This is a genomic window from Ferrovibrio sp. (assembly GCF_019636075.1).
GTDB lineage: Bacteria > Pseudomonadota > Alphaproteobacteria > Ferrovibrionales > Ferrovibrionaceae > Ferrovibrio.
Genome location: NZ_JAHBYG010000002.1, coordinates 55,104 through 71,812, shown reverse-complemented (window position 1 = coordinate 71,812; position 16,709 = coordinate 55,104). Strand labels below are relative to the sequence as shown.

Below are 16,709 nucleotides of genomic sequence, written 5' to 3'. Positions count from 1 at the left end.
GGAACGAGGCTCGGATGAGCGATCAGGACGCCGTCCGTCAGGGCATGCGGGAGATCGACTTCGTCCTGTATTCCTCCTGGCGCCTGGGCAAGCATATCCTTGCCGGCTGGACCCACCGCGGCAGCGAAGTGTCGTTCGCGTTTTCCGAACCCTACAATGTGCTGGGCCGCGCCGAGGAATATCCGCGCCTGATCCGCGGCCGCCGCCTGATGGGCGACCATACCTTCGCCGAAACCTGCAAGGTGCTGCGCACCCGCCCGCTCACCATGGAAGTACCCTTCAACATCGGCCAGGGCCGCGCCGATGTGAATCCCGGCGTGATCGAAAATCTGGTGAAGCGCTACGCTGTCACCGAAACCGCCAACCGCGCGGTGATGCTGTTCGATATCGTGGGGTTTTCCAAGCATACGCCGCTGGAGCAGGTGGCCCAGCTTTCCTCGCTGGAATATTCCATCAACAGCGCCAGCAAGCGGCTGAACGAATGCGGCCTGCGCGTGGAACTGGCACGCTCGACGGTGGGCGACGGCTTCTATGTGTGGAACCGCAGCAAGGGCCTGGAAGCCGATCTGCGCACCTATCTGGCGCTGCTGCTGATCCTGGCCGACAATGCGCTGGCGCGCCGCAAGGGCGATCCGCGCCTGGTGCCCACGCTGCGCGCGGCCTTCACGGTGGGCTCGCATTTTTCCTATCATCAGGTGGAAGGCGTCAATCCGCGCGGCTTCGAGTATATCGTCGGCGACGTGACCATCACCCTGGCCCGCATCATCGCCAAGGCGCTGCCCTATCAGGTGCTGGTGGGCCAGTTCAATCGCGGCACCGACGCGCTGGTGAACCAGTCGGATGTCGATACGATCATGTTCCTGGCCCGCGCCGAGAAGATCATGCAGCCATTGCTGGGCCGCGAGATCGGCGGCTACCGCATCAGCAACATCCGCGCCAGCGTCACCTCGGCCACCGAGATCCGCAACGGCGTCACGGTCTATCGCATCCTCGACAAGCACGGTTACGCGCACCAGACCTTCAATGCCCGGATGATCTTCGACCGCGAGGATAGCGATGCCATCCAGCTCGGGCTGGCCACCGGCGAACTGGGCGAATTCGAGGCCGCGCCGGCGCTTTACGATATCCGGCTGCTGAATACCGCCCGCTAGGTCATGTTCACATCTTGAACACGCCTTGACCCTGGCGCCTTCCGGCTGCTAAACACTGGCCTATACGGCCTGCCATGAACCGCACCTATCGCCTCAGCCTCGGCCCCGATACCAGGGATTATTCCCCGGAAATTGGCCATGTCTGCAAGGCTCTGGCGCTGAGCTACGGCCTGCGCCGGGCGGATGACTCGCCCTGCTGGCTGCATTACGGCGCCGAGCCCCCCTCTGGCGCCATCCCTCTGCCGGCCTTTCTGTTTCCCCAGGCGGTAACGATTGCCGCCGATGGCCTGCATCTCAATCGCGCCCGGCTGGATGCCATCGCGGCGCAGCTCAAGCCCCGGCCGGACCCCCGCCAGTTCGATGCCATCGGCCTGATCTTCCTGCTGCAAAGCCGCCTGGAAGAGCGCGATCATGCCGAACGCGACCGCTATGGCCGCTATCCCTATCAGGCCGATTTCATGGTGCAACAGGGCCTGTATGGCAACGCGCCGGCGGATGAAGCCCTGCTGGCTCTGGCCCAATTGATCACCGGCGAGGCCAACCCGGCCAGCACCACAAGCTATCGCGCCATCCCCACCCACGACGTGGACCGCCTGAAAGCCTATCACCGGCCCATCGAGCCGCTGCGGCTGGCCGCCGGCGACCTGCTCAAGCGCGGCAAGCCGCTTTCGGCTTTCAAGCGGCTGCAGGCTTATGCCAGCAACGAGCCCTGGGGTTCGGTGCGCGACCTGCTCGATCTGTCCGAACGCCACGGCCTGCGCTCGCGCTTCTATCTGATGGGGCCGAGCGACAGCAGCTACGACAGCCCCTATGCCGCCAGCATGCCCGGCCTGCTGCATAAGCTGACCGACGAGATTGCCGCGCGCGGCCATCGCCTGGGTTTTCATCCCGGCTTCGGCACGGTAACCGATGCGTCGCTATGGCGCCGCCAGCGCGACGGACTGGAAGCCGCCATCGGCCGCCCGGTGCGCGAAGGCCGCCAGCATATCCTGTCCTGGCGCGCCGATACCTCGCCCGATATCTGGAACGATGCCGGCATGCAGGCGGATTATTCGCTGGGCTATCCGGAAGCCGAAGGTTTCCGCAGCGGCTCCTGCCGCACGCTGCCGGCCTATTCGCTGGTGCGCCGGCAAAGCCTGGATCTGCTGCAAGGCAGCACGCCGGTGATGGAATTCGGCCTGTTCGGCGGCAAATACCGCGATTGCACGCCGCAACAGGCGCTGGAACTCTGCCGCCCGATCATCGCCACCTGCCGGCGCTTCGGCGGCGATCTGGTGCTGCTATACCATACCGGCCAGCCGCCGGGGCCAGAGCATGGCGCAATGCATGATTTCTACGTATCCCTGCTGCAAGAGGCCGCATGAGCCAGCCATCCTATTACGTTCATCCCTCCGCCATCATCGACAGCGATGTGCAGATCGGCGAAGGCAGCAAGATCTGGCATTTCGCCCATGTGCTGCCTGGCAGCCGCATCGGCACGCGCTGCGTGCTGGGGCAGAACACCATGGTGGGCCCCAATGTCAGCCTGGGCGATGGCTGCAAGCTGCAAAACAACGTGGCGCTCTATAACGGCGTCACGCTGGAAGACGATGTGTTCTGCGGCCCGTCCTGCGTGTTCACCAACGTGCTCACGCCGCGCGCCTTCGTGGAGCGCAAGAACGAATTCGGCCCCACCCTGGTAAAGCGCGGCGCCACCATCGGCGCCAACGCCACGATTGTGTGCGGCCACACCATCGGCGCCTATGCCATGATCGGCGCCGGCGCCGTGGTCACCAAGGATGTACCGGATTACGCGCTAGTGGTGGGCAATCCGGCGCGCCGCATCGGCTGGGTCAGCCGCACCGGCGAACGCCTCGGCCCCGATCTCGTCTGCCCGCGCACCGGCGAACGCTATGCCGAACGCGATGGCAATTTGTTTCCCCTCCAATCAAAGTAAGCAGCCATGAGCCAAGCCGCCATTCCCTTCGTCGATCTGAAAGCGCAATACAGCCACCTGAAGGCCGATATCGACGCCCGCATCGCCCGCGTGCTGGAACACGGCGCCTTCATCATGGGCCCGGAAGTGGCCGAACTGGAAAAGGCGCTGGGCGCATTCTGCGGCGCCAAGCATGTGATCAGTTGCTCAAGCGGCACCGACGCGCTGCAGATGGTGCTGATGGCGGAGAATATCGGCCCCGGTGATGCCGTATTCATGCCCAGCTTCACCTTCACGGCCACCGCCGAAGTGGTGCTGCTGCTGGGCGCCGAGCCGGTTTTCGTCGATGTCGATGGCCGCGATTTCAATATCGACCTGGCCAGCCTGGAAGCCGCCATCGCACGGGTGCAGAAGGAAGGCCGCCTCAAGCCGCGCGGCGTGATCGCGGTAGACCTGTTCGGCCTGCCGGCGGATTACAGCGCGCTGAAGAAAACCTGCGACCAGCACGGCATGCTGCTGCTGGCCGATGCCGCGCAAAGCTTCGGCGGCGCGCGCGACAATACCCGCGTGGGCCTGCTGGCGCCGGCAACCGCCACCAGCTTTTTCCCCGCCAAGCCGCTGGGCTGCTATGGCGATGGCGGCGCGATTTTCGTGCAGGACGACGAAACCGCCCATGTGCTGCGCTCGATCCGGGCGCACGGCAAGGGCGACGATAAATACGACATCGTGCGCGTGGGCGTGAATGGCCGGCTGGATACCATTCAGGCCGCCGTGCTGCTGGCCAAGCTGCCCAGCTTCGCCGCCGAGATCGAAGCGCGCGAAAAACTCTCCCAGCATTACGATGCCATGCTCAAGGGCCTGGTGGTCACGCCGATCCGCCCCAAGGGTACGCAAAGCGCCTGGGCGCAATATTCCATCCTCACGCCGAAGCGCGACGAATTGGCCGCCAAGCTGAAAGCCGCCGGTGTGCCCACGGCGGTGTATTATCCGCGCCCGATGCATCTGCAAACCGCTTATGCGCAATTCGGCGGCGGCCCCGGCTCACTGCCGGTGAGCGAAAAGCTGAGCGGCGAAATCCTCGCCCTGCCCATGCACCCCTTCATGCCGGAAGAAACCGCCGACCGCATCGGCGCGGCGATCAAGGCGGCGCTGTAACGCCCATCGCCGCCACTCACCCGCCCCCACCGTCACCCTCGGGCCTGTCCCGAGGGTCCATGGTCAAGCAGCGCGCATGGGCCAGGCATGGACCCTCGGAATAAATCCGAGGGTGACGATGTGTTTTCGCAAAAGCACACCGCGACGCATGCGGCGGGAAGCCCAACTACCCCGCCAGCCAAGCCTTAACACCCGGCAGCATGCGCTTCACCATCTCGGCCACGCCCTCGCGGGTGGGATGAATGCCGTCCGACAAATTCAATGCCGGCTGGCCCGCCACGCCATCCAGGAAAAACGGATACAGCGCCAGGCCGTATTGCTTCGCCAGATCGGGATAGATCGGATTGAAGCGCGCGGCGTAATCGGCACCTAGATTGGGCGCGGCCAGCATGCCGGCCAGCATCACCTTCACCCCGGCCTGCTGCAATTTCACGATGATCTTTTCCAGATTGGCCCGGGCGGTTTCCGGGCTCAGGCCGCGCAGCATGTCGTTGGCACCCAGCGCCACGATGGCATGGGTGGGTTTGTCGGCCAAAGCCCAATCCACACGGTTGAGCGCGCCGGTGGTGGTATCGCCCGATACGCCGGCATTGATCACATTCGCTTGAATGCCATCCTTGCGCAAAGCCGCTTCAAGCTGTTTCGGAAAAGCCGCATCGGCGGGCAGATTATAGCCGGCGGTGAGACTGTCGCCTAAAGCCAGTATTTTCGGGCCGCCCTGCATTTTACCGCCGGCCTGCGCCTGCGCGGCACCGATTGCACAAAGCGTGAGCCCGATCACCATAAATGCCGCCGTTATCTGGCGAAACCGCAGGATGGCCCCATATAAACCGTGTATTGTCTGCATGCCGCACCTGCTAAAAGCCAATTCCGAAAGCATAAAAAGCCTCATGACACCTGCCGAACCCATCGTACAGCTCAGCAATATCCGCCTCACTCTACCCAGCACGGCCGGGCCGGTCGATATCCTGCGCGGCATCGATCTTTCGGTACAGGCCGGCGAAAGCGTTGGCATCGTCGGTCCCTCGGGCTCGGGCAAGAGCAGCCTGCTGGCGGTGCTGGCCGGGCTGGAAGCGCCCACCGGCGGCAGCCTGAACGTGGCCGGCGCGGCGCTGAACGGCATGAGCGAGGATGCCCTGGCGCTGTGGCGGCGCAGTCATGTCGGCATCGTATTCCAAAGCTTCCACCTGATCCCCACCATGACCGCGCTGGAAAATGTGATGGTGCCGCTGGAATTGGCGGGCTTGCAGGATGCCGCCGAACGTGCCGGCACGGCGCTGGCGCAAGTGGGCCTGGAAAAGCGCCTCACGCATTATCCGGCGCAGCTATCGGGCGGCGAGCAGCAGCGCGTGGCGCTGGCCCGCGCCGTGGCGCCGCGCCCGCCGCTGTTGCTGGCCGACGAACCCACCGGCAACCTGGATGGCCGCACCGGGCAAGGCATCGTGGATCTGCTGTTCGGCGAAGCGCGCCGGCTCGGCTCCACGCTGATCCTGATCACCCATGATCCGCAACTGGCCGAATTATGCGACCGCGTGCTGCGCATCGAGGATGGCGTGATCGCCGATATGCGCGCCGGCAATGCCGCAAATCAACAAGCACCCTTGCGACAGGCGGCAGACTGAGATGCTGTCATTCAGATTGTCTTGGCGCGAATTGCGCGGTGGCCTGCTGGGTTTCCGGCTTTTCGTTGCCTGCCTTGCGCTGGGCGTTGCCACCATCGCCGGCATCGGATCGATCAGCGCGGGCATTTTCGCCGGGCTGGAGCGCGATGGCCGCCGCATCCTGGGCGGCGATATCGAATTCCGCCTCACCCATCGCCAGGCCACGCCCGAGGAACGCCTGTTCCTCGAAGCCCAGGGCCAGGTTTCGGAAGTGGCGCAGATGCGCGCCATGGGCCATGCGTTGAAAACCGATCAACGCCACCTGATCGAACTGAAATCCGTGGACCAGGCCTATCCGCTTTATGGCCAGGCGCAAATGGAACCCGATCTGCCGCTGCAGGAGGCGCTGCAACGGCAAGGTAATACCCAGAACAATACCCAGGGCAATACCTGGGGCGCGCTGGTGGATGAAACCGCGCTGGTGCGTTTCGGCATCGATGTGGGCGACGAGATCGAAATCGGCGCGGCGCGATTCCGCGTGGCCGCCGTGCTGAAGCGCGAACCCGATCGCGCCACCGATGGTTTCACGCTGGGGCCGCGCGTGATGGTATCGGATGCCGCATTGGCCGCCACCGCCCTGGTGCAGCCCGGCACGCTTAGCAATTGGGAATATCGCATCCGGCTATCGCCCGGTCTCACGCCAGAGATGGTGACCGAGCGCGCCAAGGCCGAACACGCCCAGGCCGGCTGGCGTATCCGCGACTGGAGCGCCTCCAGCCCCGGCCTGCGGCGTTTTCTGGACCGCGCCGGGCTGTTTCTGGTGCTGGTGGGCCTCACGGCCCTGCTGATCGGCGGCGTTGGCGTGGCCAATGCGGTGCATGCCCATATGCAAAGCAAGCTGCCCACCATCGCCACCCTGAAATCCATGGGTGCCACCACCGGGCTGATCTTCCGCATCTATCTGTGGCAGACCTTCCTGCTGTCGGCGGTGGGCATCATGATCGGGCTGATCTTCGGCGCCGCCATGCCTTATCTGGCCGTCACCCTGCTGGCCGAGATCATTCCGGTGCCGTTGGCCGCCGGCATCTATTGGCTGCCGCTGGGCATGGCCGCGCTTTATGGCCTGCTGGTGGCATTGGCCTTCGCGCTCTGGCCGCTTGCGCGCGCCGCCGAGATCAAGCCGGCGGCGTTGTACCGCGACATGATTGCGGGCCGCCGCACATGGCCGCGCCGCATCTTCGTGCTGGCGGCGGCCGGCCTGTTCCTGGCATTGGCCCTGCTCACCGTCTTCGGTGCCGCCGAGCCGAAATTCGCCTTCTATTTCGTTTGCGCGGCCACGGTGTCGTTCCTGTTCTTCCGCGCCATCGCCTGGGGACTGGGATGGCTCGCCGCCGCCATCAAGCTGCCGCCCAGCGGCGGGTTTACCGCGCGGCTGCGGCTGGCGCTCGGCAATCTGCATCGCCCGGGCGCGGCCACCGCCAGCCTGATGCTGTCGCTCGGTCTGGCGCTCACCCTGCTGGTCACCATGGCCCTGGTGGAAGGCAATCTGCAACGCCAGGTTTCCGAACGCCTGCCCGACGAGGCCCCGGCCTTCTTCCTGGTGGATATCCAGCCCGACCAGGTGCCGCTGCTGGAAAACCTGGTGCGCACAACGCCGGGCGCCCATGATCTGCAAACCGTGCCCAACATGCGCGGTCGCGTGGTGCGGGTGGGCCGCGAAAGCGCCGAGCAAGCCAGCAGCCATGCCGCCACCGAACAGCGCTGGGTGCTGCAAGGCGATCGCGGCATCACCTATGCCCGCGCCCTGCCCGAGGGTTCAACCCTGGTGGAAGGGCAATGGTGGCCGGCGGATTACGATGGCCCGCCGTTGATCTCGCTGGAAGAAGCCGCCGCGCGCGGCCTGGGCATCGGCATCGGCGATACGCTCACCGTGAATATCCTGGGCCGCGATATCGAGGCGCGCATCGCCAATATCCGCCGGTTGGACTGGACCAGCTTCGGCATCAATTTCGTGCTGGTGTTTTCGCCCGGCCTTCTGGAGCGCGCGCCGCATACCATGCTGGCCACCGTGAAGGCCACGCCGGATGGCGAAACCGCCCTGTTCAAGGCGATCACCGCCAGCTATCCCAATATCTCGGTGGTGCGCATGAAGGATGTGCTGACCGAACTCAACCGCATCGTGGAACAGCTTGGTGCCGCCGTGCGCGGGGCCGCGGTGGTAACGCTGATCGCCGGGCTGCTGGTGCTGGCCGGCGCCCTGGCCGCCGAACATCGCCGCCGCCTGCGCGAGGGCGCCATCCTGAAAGCCCTGGGCGCCACGCGGCGCGACATCATGGCGGCAACCCTGATGGAATATGCAGCCGTGGGCCTATGCGCCGCGTTGGTGGCTTACGGGCTGGGCCTGGTGGCATCCTGGGCCATCGTGGCCAAGCAGATGAATGCCGCCTTCGTGATGCTGCCGCAGGTCGGCGCACTGACGGCTTTGGGCGGTTTGGCCGTTGCCCTGCTGCTCGGCCTGATCGGCGCCTGGGCCACGCTGGGCGCCAAGCCGGCGCCGCTGCTCAGGCAGGCTTGAGCCGATCAACTGCGCGGCTTCACCAGCAACGCCCGGGCCAGCCAGCCGCCGAAGGTGCCGACCAGCATGATCAGCGCCATCGGCCGGCCGGTGCCGTCGGCCAGGGCGCCTACCAGCGCGCTGCTGATGCCGCCCATGGCGAATTGCAGAATGCCGATCAGCGCCGAGGCCGTGCCCACGCCCTGGCCCACGCCGCTCAGCGCCGCCGCGCCGCCATTGGGCATCAGCATGCCCTGCGGCGCCATCACGAAGAACAGCGGCACGATCAACAGCCAGACCGAGGCCGGCTCGATCCACACCGCCGCCAGGAACACCGCGGTGACGGCGGCCTGGAACAGGCCCAGCGGCGGGATCATGCTTTCCGGGCTGAACCGCTTGAGCAGCGTGCGGTTGATCTGCGAGGCCGCGATCATGCCCACCGCATTGGCGCCGAACAGCCAGCCATAATGCTGCGGGTCGAGGCCATAAACCTGGATGAACAGAAACGGCGAGCCGGCGATATAGGCAAACATGCCCGCCGTGGGCAGCCCCGAGGCCAGCGTGTAGCCCAGGAAATTGCGATCCACCAGCAGCTTGCCATAAGCCCCCAGCACGCCGCCCAGCGTGAGCGGCTTGTAGGGGCCGGGATGGCTTTCCTTCAGCAGCAGCCAGGCCGGCACCAGCACCACGGCGCTGACCAGCGCCAGGGTGAGGAAAATCGCCTGCCAGCCGAACCAGATCAGCATGTAGCTGCCCAGCATCGGCGCCAGGATCGGCGCCACGCCCAGCACCAGCATCAGCAGCGAAAACGCCCGCGCCACCTCGCGCGGCGGATAGATGTCGCGCACCATGGCACGCGCCACCACCATGCTGGACGATCCACCCAAAGCCTGCACGAATCGCAAGACCGACAGAGTTTCCACATCGGGCGCCAGCGCGCAGGCCAGGGATGCCAGCACGAATATCACGCAGCCGGCAAAAAGCGGCTTCAGCCGGCCATAGCGGTCGGATAGCGGACCGAACACGACCTGCCCCAGCGCAAGGCCGATGAAATACAGTGCCAAGGTGAATTGCACCTGCCCGGGAGCGGCGGAAAACTGCGCTTCCATCGCCGGCAATGCCGGCAGATACATGTCGATGGCCAGCGGCGTGAATGCGGTCAGCGCGCCGAGAATAAGCGTTATGCGCCCGAGATTGGCTGGGGCGGTGGATTCAGGCTTCATGGGAGGGCTCCGGCGCGGTTAATCCACGCTCCGCGCTATTTATATATCAAAGCCGGGAGTCTGACAGCCTTGTGAACAGGATAACCGCAGATAGCGGGGGCAATTCGGCTTGAAATCCCGGTCGTTACCTCCAATATACCACTTCGAGACATAAAGATGGCGCGCATTGCGCCGCTCAGACCCGGCAAGGAGGCCAGAGAAGCTATGTCCACACCTTTCAATCAACCGCGCGCCCGCTTCGGTTACGGTGCCAGCTCGGTCGATACCGCCGTCATCGATCAGGCGCTGCGCAGCTACATGCTGCGTGTCTACAACCTGATGGGCTCCGGCCTGGCATTGTCCGGCATCGTCGCTCTGGCGGTGTCGTCCAGCCCGGCCCTGATGCAGACCATTTTCGGCAGCGGCCTCGCCTTCGTGGTGATGCTGGCCCCGCTCGGCCTGCTGCTGGTGATGAGCTTCGGCGTCAACAAGCTGTCGGCCACTGCGGTCCAGGGCCTGTACTGGGCTTTCGTGGCCACCATGGGCCTGTCGATCTCCACGATCTTCATGGTCTATACCGGCGCCTCGATCATGCGCATCTTCTTCATCACCGCCGCGATGTTCGGTGCCATGAGCCTGTGGGGCTACACCACCAAGCGCGACCTCACCGGCATGGGCAGCTTCCTGTTCATGGGTGTGATCGGCCTGGTGATTGCCAGCATCGTGAACATCTTCCTGGGTTCCAGCGTGCTGCAGATGGCGATCTCGGCGATCACCGTGCTGGTGTTCACCGGCCTCACCGCCTTCGACACCCAGCGCATCAAGAGCGAATTCTACGAGGGCGACCCGGCCGATATCCAGACCAAGCAGGCGGTGTTCGGCGCGGTCAGCCTCTACCTGAACTTCCTCAATATCTTCATGGCCCTGCTCAGCCTGTTCGGCCAGAAGAACGAATGATCGGCTGAATCAGCCGCCCAGTTGCGGAAGCCCCGGGGAAACCCGGGGCTTTTTGCTTTTCTGGCCCTTTTACCGGGCCGCCACCCGGCGCTATGCTTTCATACGCTTGCAAACGAAAACAGCCGGAGCCCCGTTCGCCGCCATGAAGCTTGTCCTTGCGATGATGAAGCATGAGACCAACACCTTCTCTCCCATCGTCACCGATTGGGCGCGGTTCGAGGCCTGGGGCGTCTATACCGGCCAAGCCGCCATCGAGGCCTATGGCAAAACCAACATGCCGCTGGGCGTTTATCTCGATCTGGCCCGCCAGGCCAAGGCGGAGGTAGTACTGCCCATGGCAGCCGAGGCGATGCCGGGCGGCCGGGTAACCGCCGATGCCTATAAGCGGCTATCCGATCCGATCCTGGAAGCCGTGGCCAAGGGCTGCGATGGCTGCCTGCTGGATCTGCATGGCGCCATGGTGACGGAAGAAACCGAGGATGGCGAAGGCACGCTGCTGGAGCGTATCCGCGCCATCGCACCCAACCTGCCCATCGCCGTCACACTCGACCTGCATTGCAACCTCACCGAAAAGATGGTGAAGAACTGCACCGGCCTGATCGGCTACAAAACCTATCCGCATGTAGACATGGATATCGTGTCGCGCCAAATCGGCACCCGGGTGATGGATTTCATCCTGGGCAACAAACCGGCGCCGGCGATGGCCTGGCGCAAGCTGCCGCTGATGTCGCAGACGCTGTGCCAGGGCACCGACGACGAGCCGATGAAAAGCGCCATCCATGCTTGCCGTGAAGAGGAAGCCAAGGGGCTGGTAGCCGCCACCGTGTTCGGCAGCTTCGCACTGGCCGATATCCATGATGTCGGCACCGCCGTGATTACCGTGGGCGAGGATTTCACTGCTGCCGATGCCGCGGCGCAACGCATCGCCGATGGCATCTGGCAGGTGCGCGACCAGCATATCTACAAACACCGCGACCTGAAGGAGAGCGTGGCCGAAGCCAGGCAGATCGCCACCGGCCAAAATCTCGGCGGCCCGGTGATCCTGCTGGATCATGCCGATAATTGCGGCTCGGGCGGCAGCCAGGATGTGATGACCGTAATCGCCGAAGTGCTGCGCCAGGGCCTGGAAGACGTGGCCGTAGGTGCGGTCTGGGATCCGGAAGCCGTGGCGCAGATGCAGAAGGCCGGCGTGGGCGCCGAGATCACCATCGATCTCGGCGGCAAGACAAACCTGCCCTCGATCGGCGAAAAGGGCGAGCCTTTACGCCTCACCGGCCGGGTGCGCACATTGACGGACGGCGAATGGATCGTGCGCGGCCCGATGTATAACGGCTACAAGGTGATGATGGGGCCGACGGCGGTGTTCGAGACCGGCGGCATGCAGATCGTGGTGGTATCCCGCCATCACGAACCCTGGGATATCGGCGTGTTCACCTCGGTGGGCATCGATCCCGCCGCCAAGCGTTATGTGCTGCTGAAATCCCGCATCCATTACCGTGCCGGCTTCGCGCCGCTGGCCAAGGCCACCTTCACCCTGGATGGCGTTGGCGTTACCACGTCCGACAACACCAAGCTGGATTACAAGCATGTGCGCCGCCCGATCTATCCGCTGGATCGGTTGAACGACTGGACCTGACCGATGGGAACCGACAGGCGCGGCCTTGCCTTAAGCACCGACGATCCGGCCGCCATCGCCGGCATCGATACCTTCGTGGAGAGCTTCATCTCCTATGGCGTCACCGCCGGGGCGATCTTCGATGCCGCCAAGGCAACGCCCGACCAGGTACTGGTGAATGCCAAGGCCGCCGCGCTGCACTTATTCATGCAGACCGGCGATGCGGTGGCCAATGCCGCGCCCTTTCTGGCCCGCGCCGAAGCCAATCTGGCGCAGGCCCTGCCGCGCGAAAAGCTGTGGTACGAACTGGTGCGCCAATGGTGGGCCGACGATATCCCGGCGGCGATTGCGGCAGCCGAGGAAATCGTGCGGCTATTCCCCGCCGATATCGCGGCGATGAAACTGGGCCAGGTGCATCAATTCCATCTCGGCGACCATCCGGCCATGCTGCGGCTGGCCGAGGCCGCCCGCGCCGGATGCGAGGATTCGCCGTATTTCCACGGCATGCTGGCCTTTGCGCTGGAAGAGAATAACCGCCTGGCGGAAGCCGAGGCCGCCGCGCGGCACGCCATCGCCATGCAGCGCGCCGAGCCCTGGGCGCATCACGCGGTGGCGCATGTGATGGAAGCGCAGGGCCGCGTGCGCGAAGGCGCCAGCTTCATGGCCGAACATTCCGATACATGGGCCGGCTGCAACAGCTTCATGCTCACCCATAATTGGTGGCATCTGGCGCTGTTCGCCATGGATAGCGACGACCCCGAACGCGCCCTGCGGCTGTTCGACGAACATGTCTGGGGCGTGTGGAAGGAATACAGCCAGGATCAGGTGAACGCCGTCAGCCTGCTGGCGCGGCTGGAATTCGTCGGCCTGGATGTGGGCGACCGCTGGCAGGATGTGGCGCAATACCTTGCCGGTCGCCTGCATGAACATGTGGAGCCGTTTTTGGACCTGCATTACCTGCTCGGCCTGGTGCGCGCCGGCCGCGAGGCCTCAGCCACCGAATTGCTCGGCTCGATGGCCGAGCATGCCCGCGCCCGCACCGGCAAGCCTGGCGGCGGTGCCTGGCGCGAAGTGGCCCTGCCCTTGGGTCGGGGCATCCTGGCCTATGGTGACGAGAATTGGCCGGAAGCCTTCCGCCAGCTCGGCCAGGGCCTGCCGCGCTGCCAGGAGATCGGCGGCTCCCATGCCCAGCGCGACCTATTCCACTGGCTGTGGCTGGAAGCCGGTTATCGCGCTGGCGCTTTCGACACCATCCGGCCAGACCTGCAGGCCCGCCTCGCCGCCCGCCCGGACGTGGCCCGGCATCGCCGCGAATTGGCCAGAATTGCCTAGGCACCAAAGCCGAATCGGTGGAGCGCAAAGCTGCGAATCGGGCCGCTTGATTCGATTCGCGCCACTCGACTCGAAATTGTAGCGACAAAACCCCGCGATCCAGGCGGGTTTTTGCGATTCGCTTGACGGATTCTCGGTATGAGCGCGAGATCAGCGCGATGCAACTCGGGCCATCGCCTGGGATATGCAGCACCGAGCACAGGAAACGCTCCTATGTTGATCCGCAGCATGACCACCTCTCTGAAATCGTTGGCCGCCGCCTTTGCGGTTGCCGGCCTGCTCAGCTTTGCCGCCGCTCCGATCCTGAGCGCCCCCGCCCAGGCGCAGCAGACCGCTCCCGCCAAGAAGGCCACTGCCAAGAAGGCAGATGCCAAGAAAAAGACTGCCGCCAAGAAGTCTGGCGAAAAGAAGACCGCCGCCAAGAAGGCGCCGAAGAAGGCCGTGAAGAAGGCCTGATCCGGCCCTTTCGGTTCCGAGCAAACGAGCCCTCGCCCGGGGAAACCCGGCGGGGGCTTTTTTTGTTTCCAGGCTGCCGCCCCTGGTTTGACGCCCCCCTGGTTTGACGCCACGACAGGCTTTCCTTGTGCCGCCCGCCGGATAAACTCCCTCTCACTAGGGAGATCAGGAGGCAGCCATGAGCGCCAATCCATTCGAAACCCATGAAGTCTTCAACCAGCCGCCGCCGCTGGAAGGCCATGACCTGTTTGCCGGCGACCGTGCTTTGAGCGATGCCGCGCGCCGCTTCGGCGCCGATTGGGCGGCTGAGGATCTTTCTGCCTATGGCCGCAGGCTGGGCGCACCGGAAACCATCGAGGCCGGCCGGCTGGCGCATAAATTCCCGCCGCAATTCCAGCCCTTCGACCGCTTCGGCCATCGCCGCGACGAAATCGAATTCCATCCCGCCTGGCATCAGATCATGGATCTGATCATCGGCCAGGGCCTGCATAGCGCGCCCTGGGCCGAGCCGCGCGACGGCGCCCATGTGGCGCGCGGGGCCGCCTATATCATGCATGCGCAGATCGAGCCCGGCAGCCAATGCCCCACCACCATGACCTACGGCTCGGTGCCCGCCATCCGCCGCGATGCCACGCTGGCCAAGGACTGGTTGCCGAAGATTTACGACCGCCGCTACGACAAACGCTCCGCGCCGATGCCGGAAAAAACCTCGGTGCTGATCGGCATGGGCATGACCGAGAAGCAGGGCGGCTCGGATGTGCGCGCCAATACCACGCGGGCCGAACCGGATGGCACCGGCGGGTTTATCATCACCGGCCATAAATGGTTCTTCTCGGCGCCGCAATGCGATGCGCATCTGGTGTTGGCCCAGGCGCCGGGCGGTTTGAGCTGCTTTTTCGTGCCGCGTTTCAAACCCGACGGCACACGCAACGCTATCCGCGTGCAGCGCCTGAAGGATAAGGTCGGCAACAAGTCGAACGCTTCATCCGAAGTGGAATTCCAAGGCGCCTGGGGCAGGTTGCTGGGCGAGGAAGGCCGCGGCGTGCCCACCATCATCGAGATGGGCACCTATACGCGGCTGGATTGCGCATTGGGATCCGCCGGCCAGTTGCGCGGCGCTGTGGCGCAGGCGCTGCACCATGCCTATCACCGCCGCGCCTTCCAGCGCCATCTGATCGACCAGCCGCTGATGACCAACGTTGTCGCCGATCTGGCCTTGGAATCCGAAGCCGCCACTATTCTGGCCCTACGCCTGGCGCGCGCCTTCGATCGCGCCGACAGCGACCCGGCCGAAGCCGCCTTCCGCCGGCTTTGCACGCCGGCGGTTAAATACTGGGTGTGCAAACGCGCACCGATGGCGGTGGTGGAAGCGATGGAGGTGCTGGGCGGCAACGGCTATGTGGATGAAGGCCCGATGGGCATGCTCTACAAGGAGATTCCGCTCAACTCGATCTGGGAAGGCTCGGGCAATGTGATGTGCCTCGACGTATTGCGCGCCTTGATGAAATCCAGCGACGCGCTGGATGTGCTGTTACAGGAGATCGAATCTGCCAGCGGCGCCGACAAGCGGCTGGACGCCGCGATTGCCGGGCTGAAAGCGGAATTTGCGGATGTGCAGGATATCGAAACCCGCGCCCGCCGCGTGGTGGAACGCATGATGCTGACCCTGCAGGGCGCGCTGCTGGTGCAAGGTTCGCCCACAGCGGTGGCTGAAGGCTTCATCGCCTCGCGCCTGGCCGGCGATTGGGGCCACGCCTTCGGCACCCTGCCGAAGGGCATCGACCTGCGCGCGATTGCGGACCGGGCCAGGCCTGGGGCGTAAGCTGGCCGGCGGCATAGGCTGGCCTGTGACATAAGCTGGCCTGGAGCTTAAACTGGCCGCCTTCGCACTGGCTGCGGGCCGCATTTTCGGCTAGATTTGTCTCATGACAGCAAAGTCGAAACATACGGCGAAAAACACGCCCCATATTCTGGGGGCCAGGAAGTTTGCTGCCATATCGGCCGTGGAAGGCCTGACACTGAATACCGCTGGCCGCAACCGGCGCGATCAGGCTGAAACGCGACGCCTGAGCCAAGACGAACGCCGGCAGGAAATCATAACGGCCTACAAGCGCCTCGGAGGCTGATGCCATTCGGGGCATATGATGCCTTCGAAGACCCGTACCTTTATAGAGGCACAAATACGCTGCGTAATCGGCTGGGCCTGCGCGATCCGGCGCAACTCGAAGCAGCCGAGCTTGAATTGAGCAGTCTGCGGGCGGAAGAGCCGCTGCCGTCAGGCCGCTTCAGCTCCACTCACTATCGCAATATCCATCGCCACCTGTTCCGGGATGTTTATGCCTGGGCGGGGCATTATCGCACCATACGCACGGCGAAGGGCGGCAACTGGTTCTGTTTTCCAGAGCATATCCGGCAGCAGATGAATGCGCTTTTCGATCAATTACGGGGCGACAGCTTCCTGCGCGACCTGGATGAAAATATCTTCGTTGAAAAGGCAGCGATATTTCTTGGTGAACTGAATGCCATCCATCCCTTTCGCGAAGGCAACGGGCGCATACAACTCACATTTCTCGACCTTATCGCCACCAAGGCGGATCATCCCCTGCGGTTGGAAATGATCAACGCGCAGAGTTTCATGCCGGCTATGGTTGCAAGCTTTCACAAAAATTATCAGCCGCTACAGCAAGAATTAAGAAGCTTGCTGGCCGGCGGCATAGGCTGGCCTGGGGCGTAGATAAAACAAAAAAAGCCGTCACCCCCGCACTTGTTGC

General features: G+C 64.3%; 15 protein-coding genes. 13 read left to right on the top strand and 2 right to left on the bottom strand.

What is annotated here, in order from left to right:
• Nucleotides 1–14: 14 nt before the first annotated feature.
• The 4 genes from KF827_RS01500 (at nt 15) to KF827_RS01485 (ending at nt 4,221) form a co-directional block, all read left to right on the top strand.
• Entirely contained in the window at nt 15–1,151 is a 1,137-nt protein-coding gene (locus KF827_RS01500) for a hypothetical protein (RefSeq protein ID WP_290998790.1), read from the top strand.
• A gap of 74 nt (nt 1,152–1,225) precedes the next feature.
• Complete coding sequence (locus KF827_RS01495) at nt 1,226–2,515, top strand: hypothetical protein (protein WP_290998786.1); 1,290 nt, start codon at nt 1,226–1,228, stop codon at nt 2,513–2,515.
• Nucleotides 2,512–3,087: an acyltransferase gene (locus KF827_RS01490; RefSeq protein WP_290998784.1), complete on the top strand. Its 576-nt coding sequence runs from the start codon at nt 2,512–2,514 to the stop codon at nt 3,085–3,087. Before KF827_RS01495 ends, KF827_RS01490 begins: the two co-directional genes overlap by 4 nt.
• Nucleotides 3,088–3,093: 6 nt before the next feature.
• Complete coding sequence (locus KF827_RS01485) at nt 3,094–4,221, top strand: DegT/DnrJ/EryC1/StrS aminotransferase family protein (RefSeq protein WP_290998781.1); 1,128 nt, start codon at nt 3,094–3,096, stop codon at nt 4,219–4,221.
• Nucleotides 4,222–4,387: 166 nt separating this feature from the next.
• Here KF827_RS01485 and KF827_RS01480 read toward each other — a convergent pair whose 3' ends face one another.
• On the bottom strand, nt 4,388–5,005 hold the full coding sequence (locus KF827_RS01480) for an arylesterase (protein WP_290998778.1): 618 nt from the start codon (nt 5,003–5,005) through the stop codon (nt 4,388–4,390).
• 106 nt (nt 5,006–5,111) lie between these two features.
• On the opposite strand from KF827_RS01480, the gene KF827_RS01475 reads away from it, so the two are divergent.
• Together KF827_RS01475 and KF827_RS01470 are read left to right on the top strand one after the other, a co-directional pair.
• Entirely contained in the window at nt 5,112–5,843 is a 732-nt protein-coding gene (locus tag KF827_RS01475; RefSeq protein WP_290998773.1) for an ABC transporter ATP-binding protein, read from the top strand.
• Between the two features lies 1 nt (nt 5,844).
• Nucleotides 5,845–8,397, top strand: a complete 2,553-nt coding sequence (locus KF827_RS01470) for an FtsX-like permease family protein (protein WP_290998768.1) — start codon at nt 5,845–5,847, stop codon at nt 8,395–8,397.
• Nucleotides 8,398–8,402: 5 nt separating this feature from the next.
• Here KF827_RS01470 and KF827_RS01465 read toward each other — a convergent pair whose 3' ends face one another.
• On the bottom strand, nt 8,403–9,599 hold the full coding sequence (locus KF827_RS01465) for a Bcr/CflA family multidrug efflux MFS transporter (protein WP_290998764.1): 1,197 nt from the start codon (nt 9,597–9,599) through the stop codon (nt 8,403–8,405).
• A gap of 204 nt (nt 9,600–9,803) precedes the next feature.
• Between KF827_RS01465 and KF827_RS01460 the strand changes: the two genes are divergently transcribed.
• The 7 genes from KF827_RS01460 (at nt 9,804) to KF827_RS01430 (ending at nt 16,672) form a co-directional block, all read left to right on the top strand.
• Nucleotides 9,804–10,535, top strand: a complete 732-nt coding sequence (locus KF827_RS01460) for a Bax inhibitor-1/YccA family protein (protein ID WP_290998760.1) — start codon at nt 9,804–9,806, stop codon at nt 10,533–10,535.
• A gap of 142 nt (nt 10,536–10,677) precedes the next feature.
• On the top strand, nt 10,678–12,171 hold the full coding sequence (locus KF827_RS01455) for a M81 family metallopeptidase (RefSeq protein ID WP_290998754.1): 1,494 nt from the start codon (nt 10,678–10,680) through the stop codon (nt 12,169–12,171).
• A 3-nt stretch (nt 12,172–12,174) separates the two neighbouring features.
• Nucleotides 12,175–13,482 (top strand): tetratricopeptide repeat protein, encoded by a 1,308-nt coding sequence (locus KF827_RS01450; protein ID WP_290998751.1) that lies wholly within the window; start codon nt 12,175–12,177, stop codon nt 13,480–13,482.
• A 213-nt stretch (nt 13,483–13,695) separates the two neighbouring features.
• Nucleotides 13,696–13,938 carry a hypothetical protein gene (locus KF827_RS01445; protein WP_290998748.1) on the top strand — a complete coding sequence of 81 codons (243 nt, stop codon included), beginning with the start codon at nt 13,696–13,698 and terminating at the stop codon, nt 13,936–13,938.
• A gap of 178 nt (nt 13,939–14,116) precedes the next feature.
• Nucleotides 14,117–15,760 carry an isovaleryl-CoA dehydrogenase gene (locus KF827_RS01440; RefSeq protein WP_290998745.1) on the top strand — a complete coding sequence of 548 codons (1,644 nt, stop codon included), beginning with the start codon at nt 14,117–14,119 and terminating at the stop codon, nt 15,758–15,760.
• Nucleotides 15,761–15,863: 103 nt separating this feature from the next.
• Nucleotides 15,864–16,064, top strand: coding sequence for a hypothetical protein (locus KF827_RS01435; RefSeq protein WP_290998742.1), 201 nt, complete (start codon nt 15,864–15,866; stop codon nt 16,062–16,064).
• Nucleotides 16,064–16,672 (top strand): Fic family protein, encoded by a 609-nt coding sequence (locus tag KF827_RS01430; protein WP_290998737.1) that lies wholly within the window; start codon nt 16,064–16,066, stop codon nt 16,670–16,672. The genes KF827_RS01435 and KF827_RS01430 overlap by 1 nt, the downstream gene beginning before the upstream one ends.
• The last annotated feature ends 37 nt before the right edge of the window (nt 16,673–16,709 follow it).